Raw genomic sequence first — 16,773 nt, forward strand, 5'->3', positions numbered from 1 at the left:
GTCCTAGACCTAGCAACTCTGACGGCCTACACCCGCCTCTACACCCGCCTTCTCTCCTAACCCCCCACCGTTGACTTGCGGCCACGCCGCAAGTCAACGAGGTCGGTGGTCTCCGTGAGACCTTGCGGCGCTTTGATCACTAGGCTGCCGTGAGGTTTCTGCGCGTCGGTGACGTTCGGACATCCGCCCCCGGACCCAGCTGCCGAGCGAGCTTCGGCGCCCCCGAGCTGAGGAGAGTCGATGCGCAGTGGTCTCGTGCTGGCCGGACGTTACGAGCTGGAGGAGATGCTCGGCCGGGGCGGGATGGGTGAGGTGTGGCGGGGCGTGGACCAGCGCTTGCGCCGCCCGGTCGCGGTGAAGATCCTGCCGCTGAGCGGTGCGGCCGACGGGACGGGGTTGGCCCGGTTCCGGCGGGAGGCCGAGATCGCGGCGGCCGTGAACCACCCCGGGCTCACCACCGTCTTCGACATCGACGAGCACACCGACGGAGGGTTGCGCCTCTTCTTCCAGGTGATGGAGTTGATGCGGGGGCGCGACCTGGCCTCGGTGCTGAGCGCGTCCCCGTCCGGGCTGCCCGTCGCGCAGGTAGTGGACTGGGCCGTGCAGATCCTTGACGCCCTCACCGCCGCCCACGGGCAAGGGGTGGTGCACCGCGACATCAAGCCCGCCAACCTCTTCCTGACCGACGACGGCCGGGTGAAGGTCTGCGACTTCGGGATCTCCCGCCTCGCCGACGCCACCAGGATCACCGCCACCGGCGCGGCGGCCGGGACCCCGCTCTACATGGCGCCCGAGCAGATCGAGGGCCACGCCGTCGACGAGCGCACCGACCTGTACGCGTTCGGCTGCGTGCTGTACCACCTGCTGACCGGGACGACCTGGGTGGACGCCGGTTCGGGCATCGGCTCCGTCCTGCACCAGCACCTCAACCGCGCCCCGGCGCCCCCGCGCTCGCTGCGACCCGACATCGACGAGCGGCTGAGCGCACTGGTCCTGGACCTGCTGGCCAAGAGCCCCGACGACCGCCCCAAGGACGCGGCCACGGTCGCCGCGCACCTGCGCGCCCTGGACTCCTCCGCATCCTCCGCGAGCCGGACGCCGCCCACCGGGCACACACGTCCTACCAAGGACCCGGGCGGCGCACAGCCGGACCGGACGGCGCCCACCCGGCCGTATGAGGAAGCCCCGCCGGCGCGGCCGGGCGACCAGGGCGGCGGCACCGCGACCGCCGCGATGATCCTGACCCTGCTGGGCCTCCCCGGACTCCTCGCCATCGCCTTCATGGCCGCCGTCTCGATGGGCTCAGGTGCGCCGATCGTGGTGATCGTGGTGAACCTGGTGGTGGTCATCGCGGAAGCGGTTCTGCTGGCCATCGGGACGCGGCGCTTGTCCCAGCGCATGGAGACCGGGCGACGGATGATCGCCATAGTCGGCGGTTTGGCGGCCCTGCACCTGATAGGCGCGAGCTTGCAGTTCATTCTCATCGGGGGAGACGTGGAGCTCGACAGCCCGTTCCACGTGACGCTGTTCGTCTTCTGCCCGCTGGCGGCCCTTCTGCTGATCGCCGCCGTGGTCATGGCCCTGCTCCCCGCCACCGCCCGCTGGTGCCGCCCGAGCGAAGACCCGCACTGAGGCCGTCCTGGCGACCGCCGAGCGCCTACCCCTGACGGGCAGGACTCCCGCACTTCACCGGGCAGCCTCGGAAGGCGCGCCCTGTGGCCTGGGCACATCGAAGATCTGGGCCAGGAGTTCGTGGGAGTGACGGCGCGCGGCCGGGTCGGCGATCAGGTTCTGGACCATGAGCTCGTCGGCGCCGCTCTCCTCGACCATCTGGTCCAGGGTGGCGCGGACCTCGGCGGGTCCTCCGGCGACGAAGCGGGGCCAGCGGCCGTCGACGATCGTGGTGGGTTCGTCCTGCTCGTGCGGGGCCATCTCCCGGGCGGCCTCGTCCGGGTCGGGGACCATCACGGAGCCCGCGGCGCGTCCGGCGCGGCTCAGCCGGGCGTAAAAGCCCTTGGGGGAGCTCGCCAGCCGCAGGCCATCGGCGGCGGTGTCACCGACGGTCACGTTGACCGCGAGGATCGCCCGGGGCGAGTCCAGGCCGAATCCCTGCGGTTGGAACTGCTCGCGGTAGTGGCGCAGGGCCGGTGCCGCGCCGGGCGGGTTGATGAAGCCGGCGAAGCTGTAGCCGATGCCCAGGCCGGCGGCCAGGTTCGAGCCGTTCGGGCTGGATCCCAGCAGCCACGTCTGCGGGATGTCGGGCACGCTCGTCATCAGCGGATTGCCGGCGAACGGGGTGCTCCTCGGGGAACGCGTCGTACAGCCAGGCCATCGTCTCGGCCACCTGCTGCTGGTGATCGGCCTGGGCCGGCTCCCGCCGGTTCTGCTGCAGCGCCAGGTCGAGCACCGGGCCCGCGGTGGCCCGCCCCATCCCCAGGTCGATCCGCCCCGGCGCCATTGCCTCGAGCTGCTTGAACATCTCGGCGACCTTGAACGGGCTGTAGTGGTTCATCAGCACCGCTCCCGACCCCAGCCGGATGCGGGACGTGACCATCGCCGCCGCCGCGATCAGCAGCTCGGGATGGTGCGACGCGCCCGAGCGGCTCAGATGGTGCTCGGCGAACCAGATCCGGTGGAACCCCCGCTCGTCGGCATGCCGGGCGGTCTCCAGCGCATCGGCCAGGGCGTCCCTCTCGGTGGTACCCGGCGCGACCGTCCCGAGCTCGACGATGGACAGTTTCACGAAAGCGTGCTCCTCAGCATCAACGGCGGGAGGGAATCGGCCTCAGGCTAGTCACCTCGCGGTGCCTCGCTGACCACCCGACCCGAGAACCCCCAGGCACAGACCCACTCGCGGAGCGGTTTCCGTGTGTGGTGAGGGCTCCGGACCGCACATGGCGAGCGGCCCGGCCGCCCGCGCTGTCCATGCGCGGGCGGCCGGGCCGTCGAGTGGTGTCGTGGCCCCGTCCACACCGCTCTAGGAACGGGACCACGAGTCGCAGCGGCAGCCGGTCACAGGCCCCAGGACTCGTTGGGGACGACCGCGTCCGCGATCTTGAAGCGGCCGCCGGGCAGCGGCTCGCCGGCGTCCTCGATGACGGTCTTGCCGAAGCCGGGCACGAGCGGCCGGCCGACGTCGCGGCGCAGCCAGAGGCGCAGCAGGTGGCGGCGCCGCTCGGGCTCGGGGTAGTCGACGTACTCGGTGCGCGAGTGCAGGGCGGCGTAGTTCAGCAGCCACTGGACGTCGCCGGGCTGGAAGTCCATGTCCAGCGGAAGGCCGGGCTCCTGCGCGATCTCGTCGAACAGGTGCAGCAGCTCGATCTGCGCCTCGGTGAGCCGCGGCACCTCCGGGTACTCCTGCGCCGTGAAGATCATCTGGGCGCCGGCGTAGGTGCTGAAGATGCCGTCCACGTAGCTGCAGATCGGCGAGGTGTAGGTGTTGGCGGGGGCGTCGGGGTCCTGCCGGCGCCAGTCCCAGTGCCACTCCTCGAACAGCAGCGGCGCGAGGTCGGGACGGCGGGACAGGATCTCGTTGTAGATCGTCGTCCCGCTGACCAGGCTGGACGCCCCGCCCTCGCGGGCACCGCGCAGGCACATCAGCGCGACGACGTCGGAGCTGTCGGAGTGGAACGGCAGCCGGTCCCGGACGCGCGACGGCAGCGCGGTCGGGTCGTCCATGGTCTTGTTGGACGTGGCGATGACGTGGTCGAGGACGTCGCCGTACTGGTTCTGCGGCATCGGCGAGCCGAGGTGCAGGCCCATCAGGTAGAAGATCGCGCCCGCGACCGCGTCGCCGTACTCCTCGGTGCGCAGCCCGCGGATGAGGATGAACCCGCGGCCCGAGTCCATCTGCTGGGCGCACTCGTCGATGAGGCCGGTGCAGGCGTCGAGGGGGTAGTCGGCGGCGGTGATGGAGCGCAGGTCGGGGTCGTCGGCGACGAAGCGCCGGCCGACGGCCTCCAGCTCGTCCCGCTCGGCGTCGGACAGGTGGTAGATCCACTCGGTGGAACCGGCGAGCTCGTCCCCGCGCCAGGCGGACGGGCCGGAAATCGGGGACAGGTCAAGGGTCGTGGACATGATGCCTCGCACTTCAGAAAAGAGGGCAGGACCGCGGACGGGACGCCGCGGCCCGGGGAAACAGGGCGGCGGACGTCGCGGATTAGAAGGGCGTCTGCACGATGCCCGCGGCGGTGCCGGGACGCATGCCGGTGCGCGGCGGACGCACGCGCAGCGGCTCGGAGTAGGCGCGCACAGCCGGTCCAAGGCCCCGCGAGGCGACTCGGCTCATGGCGTGCTCCCGACTGTGGAGGATCTCCACCAAACCGTAAGCTAACCTCCCATATCCCGTCAAGCGAGACGTCATCTCGCATTCCTGGCACCTTTGCCCGCCTCTCCGGGATATGGCGCAGGAGCAACTCGGGGCCGTACAATCGAACGTATGTTCAAGTGGGTACAGGAGTGGTCCTCACCCGAACGACGCCGGCCGAACCTCCGAGGTATGGCGGACGTGGCGGCCCCGCCGGACGTCCTCTCGACCTCCATCGACGCCATCAGAAGCTCTCAGGCGCGGCAGCGTCCCATCGTCATGGTCACCTGCGCGGCGGACGGCCTGCCCTGGGTCTGCGTCCCGGACTGCGGCGAACTGCGCGTGATCGAGGACCGCTACCTGCGCGTGGCGATATGGCCGGACGACCCCGCCGTGGACGATCTGGAACGCGGTGAACCCGTCCTCCTGATCGTCACCGGCCCACCGGACGTCCACCTCATCCGCGCCAAGGCCCGCCGCCTGACCGACGCCGCCATGGTGTGGGCCCACTACGACCTGACCATCACGTCCGCCCGCACAGCCGACCGCGGCACCACCCCCTACCTGGACGCCCGCACAGAGGCCCTGAACAGCACCGTCCCCCGCTAGCGCCACGGACAGAGCGAGGCCCCGGCCCGCGCGAGGACGGGGCTCGCTTCTCCAGGGTCGGACGGTCGGCTTGAGAACCCGCGAAGGACGGGACGACCGCAACTCGGGCACCCGTGAAGAGGGCTCGGTCGTAAGCGCCAAGCTTGACTATCGGCCGCCGGGTTCCTCCTCACGTCGCGGAAGCCGACCGCGTGAATCGGTTGCTGAACTACCGAATATTCCCGAGCCGGAGTGGAAAAAGTGTGGTCGATCCGGCCATAGGTAGACATACCGATCGACCAATGTGGGAGACGAAATCATGTCAGTCGGGTTATTGAAAGACCCCATGCAGCGCCGTCAATGTAAGCAAGGAGGTCGATCGAAGGGAGAAAAGTGGGCAAGCACGGGAAGAAGGAAACCTGTAAGCGGTGTAACGGATCAGGAACCATCGTGGTCGATGCTGATGGGAGGGATCAAAGGGGCCAGGAAACGCGCAGTTGTCCCGGTTGCGGTGGAACTGGAGAGGCGTGAATAGGAGGTTTTTCATCCCGGACACGGTCTGGGTGCGGGGTGATGACGGCTGGATGGCCCCACTGCACCGGGAGGTCGAGCCGGAAAGGTGGGCGCAACTTTGCGACAGTGACGAAGCGATCGTCACGCAGGTCGACGACGGTGCTCGTGACAGGGGCGTCCAGCCGACGAGTTCCAGCAGTGCCCCCTCTGTCATGCGGGAAATGATCCGTCTGCTCGACATAGGACCGGGTATGCGGGTTCTGGAGATCGGAACCGGCACCGGCTACAACGCGGCAATGCTCGCGGAGATCTGCGGCCCGGAGAACGTGACCTCCGTGGAGGTCGATGTCGAGGTTGCCGACCATGCCCGGCGTGCGCTCGACAAGGCGGGGTTTCCGGTGACCGTCGTGACCGGTGACGGCATGGTCGGCCATCCAGACGGCGCACCCTATGACCGCATAGTCGTGACGGCTTCTGTGCGGGACGTCTCCCACGCGTGGGTGGCACAGAGCGCAGTCGGCGGACGAATACTCATGCCTTGGGGCAGCGACCTTTACCCCGGCGGCGTCCTTCTGACGCTGACCGTGCACCCCGATGGCACCGCCGACGGCCGCTTCACCCGGGCCGTTGCCTTCATGCGCCTGCGGGAGCAACGCCCAGCGCATGTGCCATGGCGAGACGACATGAATCGCGGCGACTACCGTCAGAGCACGGCGGAGAGGTTTCCCGACGAGATCTTCGCCCCCGGATCAGACGCCAGGTTCGCGGTGGGGGCCAGGCTGCAGGGCGTCACGGATGGCAAGACTCTGAACCCGGACGGCAGCCATACCTACCGGTTGTCGCACCATGCGACCGGCTCCTGGGCCGCCGTGACACCTGCCGCTGACCAGCTCGTACTCCAGCACGGCCCTCGCGATCTCTGGGACGAGCTTGAACGGGCTTACGGCTGGTGGCTGGATTCTGGGCGGCCGGGGCCTTCCCGCTTCGGCCTCACGGTCACCTCGGTCGGCCAGCGCGTTTGGCTGGATTCGCCCACGAACCCGATCGGATGACGGGGCGAGGGTGACATCGATGCCGTCGCAGCGATGAGTGTGCCGCCGCCGGCAGGTCAACCTTCTGAGCGAGACACCAACTCATCGGGAGTAGACATGGGACTCATCCACATCGAGATGTTCGCGACACTCGACCTCGTCGGCCAGTCGCCCGGTGGACCAGACGAGGACCCGGTGGGCTTCCCGTTCGGCGGCTGGCAGGCGCCGCTGCTGGACGAGGTCTCCGGCGGGCAGGTCGGCGCCGCGTACGAGGGCACCGACGCCCTGCTGCTAGGCCGGCGGACGTATGACATCTTCGCCGCCTACTGGCCGCACCAGAAGGGCGGCGAGGACGGCGAGATCGCCGCGCTCTTCAACAGCATCCCGAAGTACGTGGCGTCCCGCGGAAAGCCCGACCTCTCATGGGCCGACTCAACGCAACTCGGTCCTGATCTGGCGGCCGAGGTGAACGCAATCCGTGACCGGCACGAGAACATCAAGGTCGTCGGCAGCCTGAACCTGGTGCAGACCCTCCTGCGCGAGAAGCTCTTCGACCGCCTCGACCTGTGGATTCACCCCATCGTCCTCGGTGTGGGGAAGAAGGTCTTCGACGGCGGCGCAGTCCCCACGAACGTCACCCTCCTGGAGCCCCCGGTATCCAGCCCGACCGGAACCGTCTACCTCCGCTACGGCCTGGCCGAAGGCACCCCCCGCACAGGAGACATGGCCGCCCCCGACCGAGGCGTCAGCACCGAAGCCTGACCCCGCCGCCTCCCGAGGGACGACGGCGCGACCACGGCCAACCGCGCCGCCCACGCCGATGCCACCAAGCACGTTGACTTGCGGCGTGTTGTTGTTATGGCGGACCGCATAACAACGACACGCCGCAAGTCAACGGCTCGCCGACCCCGTGAACGTTGCTGGTCACCGATGTCCGTCGCCTGGTGGTCAGCGGTCCAGGTCGTACCGCTTCACACCCGCGACGAGTTCAGCGAAGGCGGTGGAGGTCAGGCTGAGGTGGCCGCCATCGGGGGCTTACTGTCTCTGACGCCAACGTTTCCGGCGAGCAATACCCGCAGGTCAACGTGTGACATGCCCCCAGTTCAAGCAGGTGGGCAAGCTGCCCCCGCATGATCGAGTGATCTCCGACGAGGCTCCAGCCCCCTCCTCCCGGAAGCAGAGGTCATCGGTTCGGGTTCCATGGCCGTCCCTCCAGCCTCTCGGCGATCTGGGCGATGAGGGCATCTGGGGTGGCAGCCTCCAGCAGGCACCCGGCCGGCCAGGTCGGTACATAGGCCCACCAGCGGCGGGTGTGAAGCCCCCACCAGCAACGGACGCCGGGGAAGCGGGCCTCGATGTGCGTGCTGGTGGACGGCCGCGGCGGCGGACGGTGGAGCGGCGCGGCCGGTGCGCCCGGGGGGACGCTCACCGGACGCGCCGCTCTCACCTCCCCCCACGGGACCGCGCTGGGGGCCGCGGTCCCCTCCGGTGGCCGGGCCGCGTTGCGGTGCGGCTGTTGCATCACCGGAGTCCCTTACGCGCGGCGGCCTTCTCGGCCTCCGTGCAGAGCGCATCACGAAGCGCGGCGGCGTCCGAGCAGATCACCGTGGGATAGACCCCGGCGGCCGGGTCGTGGAGGCTGGCCACCCAGTCGCCGAGCCGCCCGTCCCACCGAACCGCGCGCCAGATCCGATGACCGGTGAAGTCCCTGCGCAACCTGGCGAGCTCCTGATCTTCGATTGATGTCCGAGCATTCATCGGCGGCCCTTTCCCTCCCGCGTTCTCGGGACAAGGTTCCCGCCTCCGCGCTACCTTCGGAAGGTTCGTACACCAGATACAACACCAGGGAGTCGCGAATGACTCTCAGAGAGTCACTGAATCCCGAAGGCTCGCTCTGGGACCTGATAGCTGTTCAACTGCGCAGACATCGCGAAGAGCGCCGCATGTCAGGCAGTGAACTGGGGCTGATACTCGACCTTGATCGATCAAGTGTTTCGCGACTTGAGTCCGGCCAGGTGAAGCTACTGGAGAAGCATGCGCGTGTTCTTGATCGGCAGTGGGGCACTCAAGACCTGTTCAGAGTCCTGGTGCTGTTCGCCAAGGCGGGACATGATCCCGAGTGGTTCAAGGCGCACTTCGAGTTGGAGGTACGCGCTGCTGAACTGCGCATATGGGAACTCGCCTGGATTCCGGGGCTGTTCCAGACCGAGGCGTACACACGCGAGGCCGTGCTGGCGGGCGGGTTCCGGGACGTCGATGGGCGTGTGGGCGTCAGGATGAAGCGCCAGGAGTGTCTGCTTCGTGATCCTGCGCCGAATCTGTGGGTCATGCTTGATGAGGGAGTCATCCGTCAGCCCGTTGGAGGGCCGCAGGTCATGCGCGGCCAGCTTGCCAGGCTGCTGGAACTGGGCGAGCAGCCGAACATCTCCGTACGGATCGTCCCCCAGCGTGCCGGCGCGCACGTCGGGCGCGACGGGTCGTTCAAGATCATGACTGTGGATGGCAGCGACTCGGTGTATGTCGAGGCGAGCTTTGGTGGACGACTTGTCGTGGATGTCACGGATGTACGCTCATACCGAGCCAACTTCGATCGCATCAGCGATCGGGCGCTTCCGGTGGACGCGTCCGCCGAGTTGATCCAGCAAGTGATGGAAGGCTTCTGATGACTCCCGTCTGGCGCAAGTCCAGCCACAGCGGTACTGATGCTGGAACGAGCGACTGCGTGGAAGTTGCGCAGCTTGCCCCCCGAATCGGAGTACGTGACTCTAAGGCCCCCGAAGCTCCCCACATTGCGCTCGACGCGGCTGACTGGCGGAGGTTCGTCGCCCGCGTGAAGCACGGGGAGTACGACCCGACCTAAATCTCCCAGCCTCGTTACGAGCCCTCGCCCCGCACATGGGTCGAGGGCTCGTCGCTGGGCATCGAACGTTCTGGCCTGGACGGTGTCGGCCAGGGTCGGCGTGTGACGCCATGACGTGCGTTGGCCGATGGAGCCGGAGGCGAGGCCGGTCCTTCGGTGGCGGACGCGTTGCGGGCGGGACGTCGCGGTACGGCGCCTGAAGGCCGGCATGCGGGTCTTGGAGATCGGGGGAAGAGGGGTTCCCGCCCGGTGCGCCGTTCGACCGGATCATCGTCACGGCGTCCGCTCATACCGTCCCCTACGCCTGGGGCCGTCAGCCCCGGCCTGGCGGACTGATCGTCGTACCGCTGGCACCCATGGTTCATCCGGACTGGCCTCTCGCGGTACTCCGCGTCCAAGACGACGGCACGGCGCAGGGACGATGCGTTGGTTCCGCACCCTTCATGCCCCTCCGGGCTCAGCAGGTGAGCACCCATAGCGTTCAAGCTGCGGAGGCGCGCTGGCAGGCCGCCGGAAAGGCAGACCTGGCCAGGTACGGCCTCACCGTGACTCCCAACGGCCAGCACACCTGGCTGGATGCGCCCCCGAACCCGCTCGCCGCCACCCTGGAATGACACGGAAACGCGGCACGCTGTCCCCGCGAGCGCCGGAGCGAACCGCTCGTAAGGCCCCAGGCCGACGGCCACGACAGCACATCCTGGTGCCGGCGTGGAATAACTCGTGTAGGACGCATGCCGCACGCGAGATCGGCGAAGGCGCGATGAGCCGTCCTCAGCGCCGAACGGTCGCGTAAGGGCGGGCCGCAGCAGCTTTTACGCCACGTCTGATAGAAGCTGGTTCTGGAGTTGGTGGCGAACGACCAGGGGGGAAACCTCGAAGGCAGCGGCTACTCGCTCCAGATCCTCCACAGTCGCTATCTTTGGATCAGTCTCCAGCACCTCGGATATTCCAGCGGCGGGAGCCAGCAACTCTGCTGCAAACGCGCGTTCGACCTTCTGTCGATCAGTGTAAGCAGTGGTTACCAGGAAGAGCGTGTCGCGCTCCCCCCAGAGGTGGTGCCAAAGGGCTCGCGCAAGTGTGAATTTGCGTGCCGACGCCGACTGGGACTGGCCGGTCACGATGACAGGACCCTGTTCCTCCACCGGTCCTCCGGCAGCAAGAAGCCCTCGGTCCGCAGAAATGCGCTCGACGCCTGAAACGTAGTCTTCGAGATCGAACGGAGTCGTGGTGGTCATCTCCAGCGCGCTGCGAACTCGCCTCGCGTGGGTCCATCCGACCTCCCAGGGCAAGGTAGCTCTCGGACTCAGGTCCCGCCGCAGTTCCCGTCGAAGTTCTCGAACTCTCGTATCGCGCCCACGACTTCCTCGAATAAGTTCGCCTGCCGACTGGATCCAAGCTATGGCCGCAGCCATGCTCTGTGGTGCGACCGCGTCCAGAAAATCGTTCAGCAGGTCGCCCGAGAACAGCCCCGCAGCGTCCAGAATAGAATTCTGGTACGGCTCTGCTTCGGAGTAAGGGTCCAGGCCGAGCCTGGCTGCGGCGTGACAGAACTCTACTTCGTCGGGGTGTGCCTGCTGGATCGCCGCCCATTCCTTGTGGAGTGGGGTGTCATGAACATCCTCTTCCGCCAGCCTCGTCAGCACTTCCGAAACTACGGACGCGAGCTCCTGTAGCACGGCGGTCGGGTCGGCGAGGACGTCACCTTCGTTCAAATAATTGATCACTCGGTCGGTGGACGTTGACCTGTCGCGTTGCCAGACCAGACGGGTCTGGCTTCCTTCAGGGATTATCAGCAGGTTGGGCCACAAGAAGCCGTCCCCGCTTCCACGAATCGAGTGCCTGCGCATAAGGGTGGAAGCCTGTGGCTGGTCAGCGGACCAACGGAACGCGAGACCACGGGCCGGCCTGGCGTCGGACTGAATGAACCACCAGTTATAGGCGATCCACTCAGCAAGTGGATAGAGCGGGCAGTAGATTGAGCGACGAGAACTGCCGGATTCTCTATCTTCCACTAGGGTCACACATTCAGAGCCGACCCAGATCTCAATGCGCGCCCAGGTGGCGGCATGTTCTTTTGCACGCACCTTCCCGGAGGGCTCCCACTCCCATTTAATTCTCAGTTCTGGGTGTGAGCTCATGTCAAGCCCTCCGGCAACTCGCTAGGCTGAAGTGGATAGCCCTTGTACTGCCCAAGCTCTTGGTTTACGAGCCTCGCCTCATAAACCACTTCGTCGAGTCGATGCCAAACATACCGTGGGAAGTCTCCTTCCCACGGTGCTCCGATACGGCCGGCCTGCATGGCAGTACGGAGCCATGCCGTTATTTCGTCCGGGTCAGCCAAAGCCGGATCGCACTTGCTCGCATCCGCACGCAGCCGCGGCGGACCTGCGAACGACGGGAACGCCTTGTGTTCACTGCTCCCCACGTACGAGGCCCGCGCAGCGATAGCAGCCAGGCTCACGCCCTCTGGCACAGCCACCACGCTCCTTCGAAGGGGACGGCGACGACGGGGGGCTCGCATCCTTCAAGTATGCCGTGTCCCGATGACGGGACGCCCTCGTACGGCAGGTCTACCCATTACCTCGTCGGACATCGCGGACCAGGTCATACCCGCATCGCCTTGAGTGCGGACCAAGCGGACATTCGTGGCAGCGCATCATCGGAATGATCTTGAATGGCGATCATCTCCGTAGGCGCATGTTCAGAGCGTGTTTCTTGTGCGGCGGTAATCCGTTAGCCGAGGGGGCGGACTTGGATCGTTCCGGTGTCGGTTATGCGGGTTTCGAAGGAGGGCTGGCGGGCGGTGGCTGGGCCGTGGACGACGGCGCCGTCTCGGACTCGGAAGGTGCTGCCGTGCCAGGGGCAGACCACGCACGGGTCGGCGTTGTCGTCGGTGATGATGCGGCCCTGGTGCAGGGGGCCCGCCAGGTGGCTGCAGCGGTCGGTCAGGACGTGGACGTCGTCGCCCGTGCGCAGGACGAACAGGCTGATGTAGCCCAGGCGGCGGTGGACCGGCCAGCCGTCCGGGAGGTCTTCGATGCCGCACAGGTCGTGCCAGCCGAGGCTGACCAGGTGGGCGGTCTGGTCGGCGTGGCTGGCGCCGCCGGCCTGGCGGAACGCCAGGTGGCCGCCCAGGTAGCCGCCCGCCAGGAGTGCGGTTAGGCCGGCGAAGCCGAAGGCGCGGCCCGCGGAGTCGCGGCCCTGGTAGCGGGCCCAGAACGACGCCGAGTACAGGCCGCTCGCGGTCGCCATGCTCATGGCGTGGATGAGGCCCACGCGCTGCTGCTCGCGGTGCATCGACGCCCAGTCGGCCACGCCCGTGAGGACGGTCGGGACGGCCCCGGCCAGGCCCGCGGCGACGAGGGTCTGCGAGGCGCGGCGCGTGCCTGGCATGAGGTCCAGGACGGCGGCCGACATCCACAGGCCCATGGGGACGTCCGTCAGCGGCGGGTGCGCGGGGTGGCCCATCGGGACGCCGTGCAAGGTGTCCTTGACCGTGCCGGTGCCCAGCGTCCGCCGCACGGCCGTGGACAGGGCACGGATCGTGCGGTCGAGGCCGCGGGCGCGTTCCAGGCTCTCGGTCGCGGTCGCCAGCCGCGTGGAGCCCTGGGGGCGGGACATGCGCCGACTCGTCCTGCGGTTCATGCCCCTCCTCCGCGTTGAGACGCCAGGGTCCTCTGCGTACGTATGTGGCCAGTCATTCCTACCTGATGGCGGATAGGGCTAAACCACGGGGTCAGGGTGCCACTGGCTCCAGCGTCACGGGGACGCCGTTGAACACGGCGTTGCCGGACAGGGGGTCGATCTCCGCGTCGTCGGTGACGGAATTGACGTTGACCCCCGCATGACGCTGGGCGACCTCAGTGCGGGTTCCAGGACGGTCGTGGCCCCACCCGTGCGGGAGGCTGACGACGCCGGGCATGACGGTGTCGGTGGGTTCGGCCACGGCCTCGATGGTCCCGGTGCGGGACGTGACCCGGACGCTGCCCCCGTCGGTGATGCCGAGGCGTTCGGCGTCGGCGGGGTTGAGTTGCAGCGTGCACGTGTTGGAGCCGCGCACCAGTTCGGGGACGTTGTGCAGCCAGCTGTTGTTGGAACGCAGGTGACGGCATCCGATGAGGAGCATTCCGGTGGGCGCGGGGTCGCGCAGGGCCGCGTGGAGGCGGTCCACGTCGGCGGCGAAGGTAGAGGGGCACAGCTCCACGCGGCCTGAGGTCGTGCAGAGGACCTCGTCTAGGCGGGGTTCCAGGGCGCCTAGGTCGATGCCATGCGGGTGCTCTGTGCGCAGCCGGGTGAGGGTCAGTCCGGACGCTTCGGCGCCGAAGCCGTCGCCGTACGGGCCTAGGCGGAGCATCATGTCGAGGCGCTGCTCGGTCGAGGTGCCGCTGTCGAGCATCTTGCGCAGTTCGTCCGGGTCGCGGCCGTGGACGGGGGAGCCTTCGGCGGCGGCGGCCTTCGTGAGCGTCGTCTTGATGATCAGCTCGTCGAGGGCGGCGGGGTCGCCGTCCGTGCCGGAGATGAGCATCGCGAGGCGGGCGAGGATCTCCGCTTCGCTGGGCCGTCCGTCCGGCAGCGGCACGGCGGGCGCGGAGAAGCGCGCGTAGTTGCGGACGGCGAGCCCGACCAGCGCGAGGTCGTAGTGCGGCGTCTGCACGGGGCGCGGCGGCGGCAGGACCACGTGGGCGTGCCTAGTCGTCTCGTTCAGGTAGGGGTCGATGCTGACCATGAACTCCAGGCCGGCGAGCGCGCGGTCGAGCCGGTCGGCGTTGGGGGCCGACAGCGCCGGGTTGCCGCCGATGGTGATCAGCGCCTTGATCTGGCCTTCGCCGGGCGTCTCGATCTCGTCGACGAGCGTCGCGACGGGCAGTTCCCCGCTGACCTCGGGCAGTGCGCGGACGCGGCTGCGCCACCGTCCGGTCGTGAACGGCTTCTTGCGCCGGTACACGGGCGCGTGGGCGGGACGCGGGAACATCGCGCCGCCGGGCCGGTCGAGGTTGCCCGTCAGGACGTTGAGGACGTCCACAAGCCAGCTGTTGAGCGTGCCGTAAGCCTGGGTGCAGGTGCCGAGGCGTCCGTAGACGGCGGCGCGCCCGGCGGAGGCGAGCTCGCGAGCCGTCCGGCGGATCGTGTCGGCGGGGACACCCGTGATGTCCGTGACGCGCTCGGGCGCGAAGTCGACGGCGAGGGCGCGCAGGTCGTCCAGCCCGTTGACGCGCCCGGCCAGGTGCTCGGCGGACGCGGTCAGGTCCTCGGCGAACAGCGTGTGGACGAGCGCCATCAGCAGGAACGCGTCCGTCCCGGGGCGGATGAACACGTGCTCGTCGGCGAGGGCGGCCGTCCGCGTGCGGCGCGGGTCGACCACGACGACCTTCCCGCCGCGCGCCCGGATCGCCTTGAGCCGGCCCGGGAAGTCCGGTGCCGAGCACAGGCTGCCGTTCGATTCGAGGGGGTTCGCGCCGAGCATGAGGAGGTGGTCGGTGCGGTCGAGGTCCGGGACGGGGATCGCGGCCGGGTCGCCGAACATGTGCCCGCACGAGACGTGCTTCGGCATCTGGTCGGCGGTGCTGGCCGAGAACAGGTTGCGGGTGCCGAGGGCCTTGACGATCGCGCCCGTGTAGAGGGGGCCGGCGAGGGAGTGCGCGGTCGGGTTGCCGAAGTAGACGGCGACGGAGTCCCGGCCGTGCTTCCCGATCACGGCGGACAATTCCCGCCGGACGGTCTCGAACGCCTCGTCCCAGCCCGCCGCCTTACCCCCGACGAGCGGCTCGGACAGCCGGTCCGGGTCGCCGTCCAGGCTGCCCAGCGTCGCGCCCTTGGGGCAGATGAACCCCTTGCTGAACGGGTCCTTCTCGTCGCCTCGTACGCGGGTCACCGTTCCCGCGTCGTCCAGGGTGAGTTCGAGCCCGCACAGGGCTTCACAGAGCGGACAGGTGCGGAACGCCGTGCGGTCGCCCATCGAGACACTCCTTGTAAGTGGTTCCTTTCCCATCATGGCCTGTCCCGGCTTAGGGGCGCCATGACGCGAGAGGTCATGACCGGGCATGGCCGGAGAGTCGATTTTGGAGTTACCTTGGCGGGGAGGGCTTTCGAGCAGCCGTGAGGAGCTGCTATGGAGTCGTGGGTCGTCTGGCTGGTCGTCGCCGCGCTGCTCGGAATCGCCGAGATCTTCTCGCTCACGCTCGCGCTCGGCCTGCTGGCCGCCGCCGCCCTGGCCGCCGGTCTCGCCGGCGCGCTCGGCCTCCCCTTCGCCGCGCAGGTCGCGGTGTTCGCCATCGGATCCGTCGCGGGGCTCGCCGTCGTCCGGCCCATCGCGCGCCGCCACATCGCCCAGCCGCCGCCGCTGCGGTCGGGCACCGCCGCGCTCGTCGGCCGCGAGGCCCTCACCCTCACCGAGGTGAACCGGCGCGGCGGACGCGCCCTCATCGGCGGCGAGGAGTGGACGGCCCGCCCCTACGACCCCGACGTCGTCATCCCCGCCGACGCCGTCGCCGACGTCCTCGCCATCGAAGGGGCGACCGCCCTGCTCTATCCGGTCTCGTCCTCGAATGAGGGGCAGCCATGACCGACATCGCCGTCACCGTGCTCATCGCGCTCATCGCCGGGATGGCCCTGCTCGCCGCCACGGTGATGCGGGCCGTGTGGATCATCCCGCAGGCGCGGGCCCGCAACGTGGAGCGCCTCGGCCGCTACCACCGCACGCTCGAACCCGGCATCAGCTTCGTCATCCCGTTCGTCGACCGGGTGAAGACCAGCATCGACCTGCGCGAACAGGTCGTCTCGTTCGGCGCGCAGCCGGTCATCACCGAGGACAACGTCGTCGTCCACATCGACACCGTGCTGTTCTTCCAGGTCACCGACCCGCGCGCCGCCGACTACGAGATCGTCGACTACATCAAGGCGATCGAGCAGCTCACCGCGACGACCCTCCGCAACGTCATCGGCACCCTGGACCTGGAGGCCACGCTGACCTCCCGCGACCGGATCAACACGGCACTGCGCGGGGTGCTGGACGACGCGTCCGGCAAATGGGGCATCCGCGTCACCCGGGTGGAGATCAAGGCGATCGAGCCGCCGCCGTCCATCAAGGACGCGATGGAGAAGCAGATGCGCGCCGAGCGGGAGAAGCGCGCCGCGATCCTCACCGCCGAGGGCGCCCGCGCGTCCAAGATCCTGACCGCGGAGGGCGAGAAGCAGTCGACGATCCTGCGCGCCGAGGGCGCCCGGCAGGCCGCCATCCTGGAGGCCGAGGGCGAGTCCGCCGCGATCGAGCGGGTCTTCAACACGATCCACGAGGCCGACCCGGACCCGAAGCTCCTCGCCTACCAGTACCTCCAGACCCTCCCGAAGCTGGCCGAGGGCAAGGGCAGCACCTTCTGGGTCATCCCAAGCGAGGTCACCGCCGCCCTGAAGGCCGTCACCGGCGCCTTCACCGACTCCTTGGACGAGGCCACCACCCCCAAGGAGAAGCCCCAGAC

The 16,773-nt window shown here is 68.5% G+C and carries 16 protein-coding genes and 1 pseudogene; 10 read left to right on the forward strand and 7 right to left on the reverse strand.

The genetic code is table 11. The features are described 5' to 3' along the window. The first annotated feature begins 240 nt into the window (after positions 1-240). Complete coding sequence (locus tag E1200_RS19325; protein WP_131953448.1) at positions 241-1,632, forward strand: serine/threonine-protein kinase; 1,392 nt, start codon at positions 241-243, stop codon at positions 1,630-1,632. 54 nt (positions 1,633-1,686) lie between these two features. Here the strand turns inward: E1200_RS19325 and E1200_RS35230 are convergent, their stop codons facing one another. Further along, complete coding sequence (locus E1200_RS35230; RefSeq protein WP_279484646.1) at positions 1,687-2,274, reverse strand: LLM class flavin-dependent oxidoreductase; 588 nt, start codon at positions 2,272-2,274, stop codon at positions 1,687-1,689. Here E1200_RS35230 and E1200_RS35235 point away from each other — a divergent pair. Then, positions 2,255-2,794: a hypothetical protein gene (locus tag E1200_RS35235; protein WP_279484647.1), complete on the forward strand. Its 540-nt coding sequence runs from the start codon at positions 2,255-2,257 to the stop codon at positions 2,792-2,794. The genes E1200_RS35230 and E1200_RS35235 overlap by 20 nt on opposite strands. 218 nt (positions 2,795-3,012) lie before the next feature. Here the strand turns inward: E1200_RS35235 and E1200_RS19335 are convergent, their stop codons facing one another. Both E1200_RS19335 and E1200_RS35240 read right to left on the reverse strand, forming a co-directional pair. After that, entirely contained in the window at positions 3,013-4,077 is a 1,065-nt protein-coding gene (locus E1200_RS19335; RefSeq protein WP_131953449.1) for a TauD/TfdA family dioxygenase, read from the reverse strand. 82 nt (positions 4,078-4,159) lie between these two features. Beyond that, the gene (locus E1200_RS35240) at positions 4,160-4,288 is read right to left on the reverse strand and encodes a hypothetical protein (protein WP_279436325.1); all 129 of its coding nucleotides are present in this window, start codon (positions 4,286-4,288) and stop codon (positions 4,160-4,162) included. A 210-nt stretch (positions 4,289-4,498) separates the two neighbouring features. Here E1200_RS35240 and E1200_RS19340 point away from each other — a divergent pair, with 210 nt between their 5' ends. From E1200_RS19340 to E1200_RS19350, 3 genes are all read left to right on the forward strand, one after another. Continuing rightward, the gene (locus E1200_RS19340; RefSeq protein ID WP_131953450.1) at positions 4,499-4,915 is read left to right on the forward strand and encodes a hypothetical protein; all 417 of its coding nucleotides are present in this window, start codon (positions 4,499-4,501) and stop codon (positions 4,913-4,915) included. Between the two features lie 563 nt (positions 4,916-5,478). After that, complete coding sequence (locus E1200_RS19345) at positions 5,479-6,459, forward strand: methyltransferase domain-containing protein (RefSeq protein WP_131953451.1); 981 nt, start codon at positions 5,479-5,481, stop codon at positions 6,457-6,459. 96 nt (positions 6,460-6,555) lie between these two features. Then, on the forward strand, positions 6,556-7,200 hold the full coding sequence (locus E1200_RS19350; protein WP_131953452.1) for a dihydrofolate reductase family protein: 645 nt from the start codon (positions 6,556-6,558) through the stop codon (positions 7,198-7,200). 759 nt (positions 7,201-7,959) lie between these two features. Here the strand turns inward: E1200_RS19350 and E1200_RS19355 are convergent. After that, positions 7,960-8,154, reverse strand: a complete 195-nt coding sequence (locus E1200_RS19355; RefSeq protein ID WP_131953453.1) for a hypothetical protein — start codon at positions 8,152-8,154, stop codon at positions 7,960-7,962. Between the two features lie 140 nt (positions 8,155-8,294). Here E1200_RS19355 and E1200_RS19360 point away from each other — a divergent pair, with 140 nt between their 5' ends. The 3 genes and pseudogenes from E1200_RS19360 to E1200_RS19370 form a co-directional block, all read left to right on the forward strand. Then, a complete protein-coding gene (locus E1200_RS19360) occupies positions 8,295-9,101 on the forward strand; it encodes a helix-turn-helix transcriptional regulator (RefSeq protein ID WP_131953454.1) in 807 nt (268 codons plus the stop codon). After that, positions 9,101-9,298 (forward strand): DUF397 domain-containing protein, encoded by a 198-nt coding sequence (locus E1200_RS19365; protein WP_131953455.1) that lies wholly within the window; start codon positions 9,101-9,103, stop codon positions 9,296-9,298. Before E1200_RS19360 ends, E1200_RS19365 begins: the two co-directional genes overlap by 1 nt. A 239-nt stretch (positions 9,299-9,537) precedes the next feature. Continuing rightward, positions 9,538-9,912: pseudogene (locus E1200_RS19370) on the forward strand (protein-L-isoaspartate(D-aspartate) O-methyltransferase); the annotation flags it as partial. A 198-nt stretch (positions 9,913-10,110) separates the two neighbouring features. Here the strand turns inward: E1200_RS19370 and E1200_RS19375 are convergent. The 3 genes from E1200_RS19375 to E1200_RS19385 form a co-directional block, all read right to left on the reverse strand. After that, positions 10,111-11,436: an ImmA/IrrE family metallo-endopeptidase gene (locus E1200_RS19375; protein WP_131953456.1), complete on the reverse strand. Its 1,326-nt coding sequence runs from the start codon at positions 11,434-11,436 to the stop codon at positions 10,111-10,113. 595 nt (positions 11,437-12,031) lie between these two features. Further along, entirely contained in the window at positions 12,032-12,943 is a 912-nt protein-coding gene (locus E1200_RS19380; RefSeq protein WP_131953457.1) for a Rieske 2Fe-2S domain-containing protein, read from the reverse strand. Between the two features lie 91 nt (positions 12,944-13,034). Continuing rightward, entirely contained in the window at positions 13,035-15,254 is a 2,220-nt protein-coding gene (locus E1200_RS19385) for a molybdopterin oxidoreductase family protein (protein ID WP_131953458.1), read from the reverse strand. A 153-nt stretch (positions 15,255-15,407) separates the two neighbouring features. Between E1200_RS19385 and E1200_RS19390 the strand changes: the two genes are divergently transcribed. Both E1200_RS19390 and E1200_RS19395 read left to right on the forward strand, forming a co-directional pair. Then, positions 15,408-15,860 (forward strand): NfeD family protein, encoded by a 453-nt coding sequence (locus E1200_RS19390; RefSeq protein ID WP_131953459.1) that lies wholly within the window; start codon positions 15,408-15,410, stop codon positions 15,858-15,860. Further along, the coding region (locus E1200_RS19395) for an SPFH domain-containing protein (RefSeq protein ID WP_131953460.1) at positions 15,857-16,773 on the forward strand (917 nt) is incomplete at its 3' end. The genes E1200_RS19390 and E1200_RS19395, both read left to right, overlap by 4 nt.

The sequence above is a fragment of the Actinomadura sp. GC306 genome (assembly GCF_004348665.1).
Lineage (GTDB): Bacteria > Actinomycetota > Actinomycetes > Streptosporangiales > Streptosporangiaceae > Spirillospora.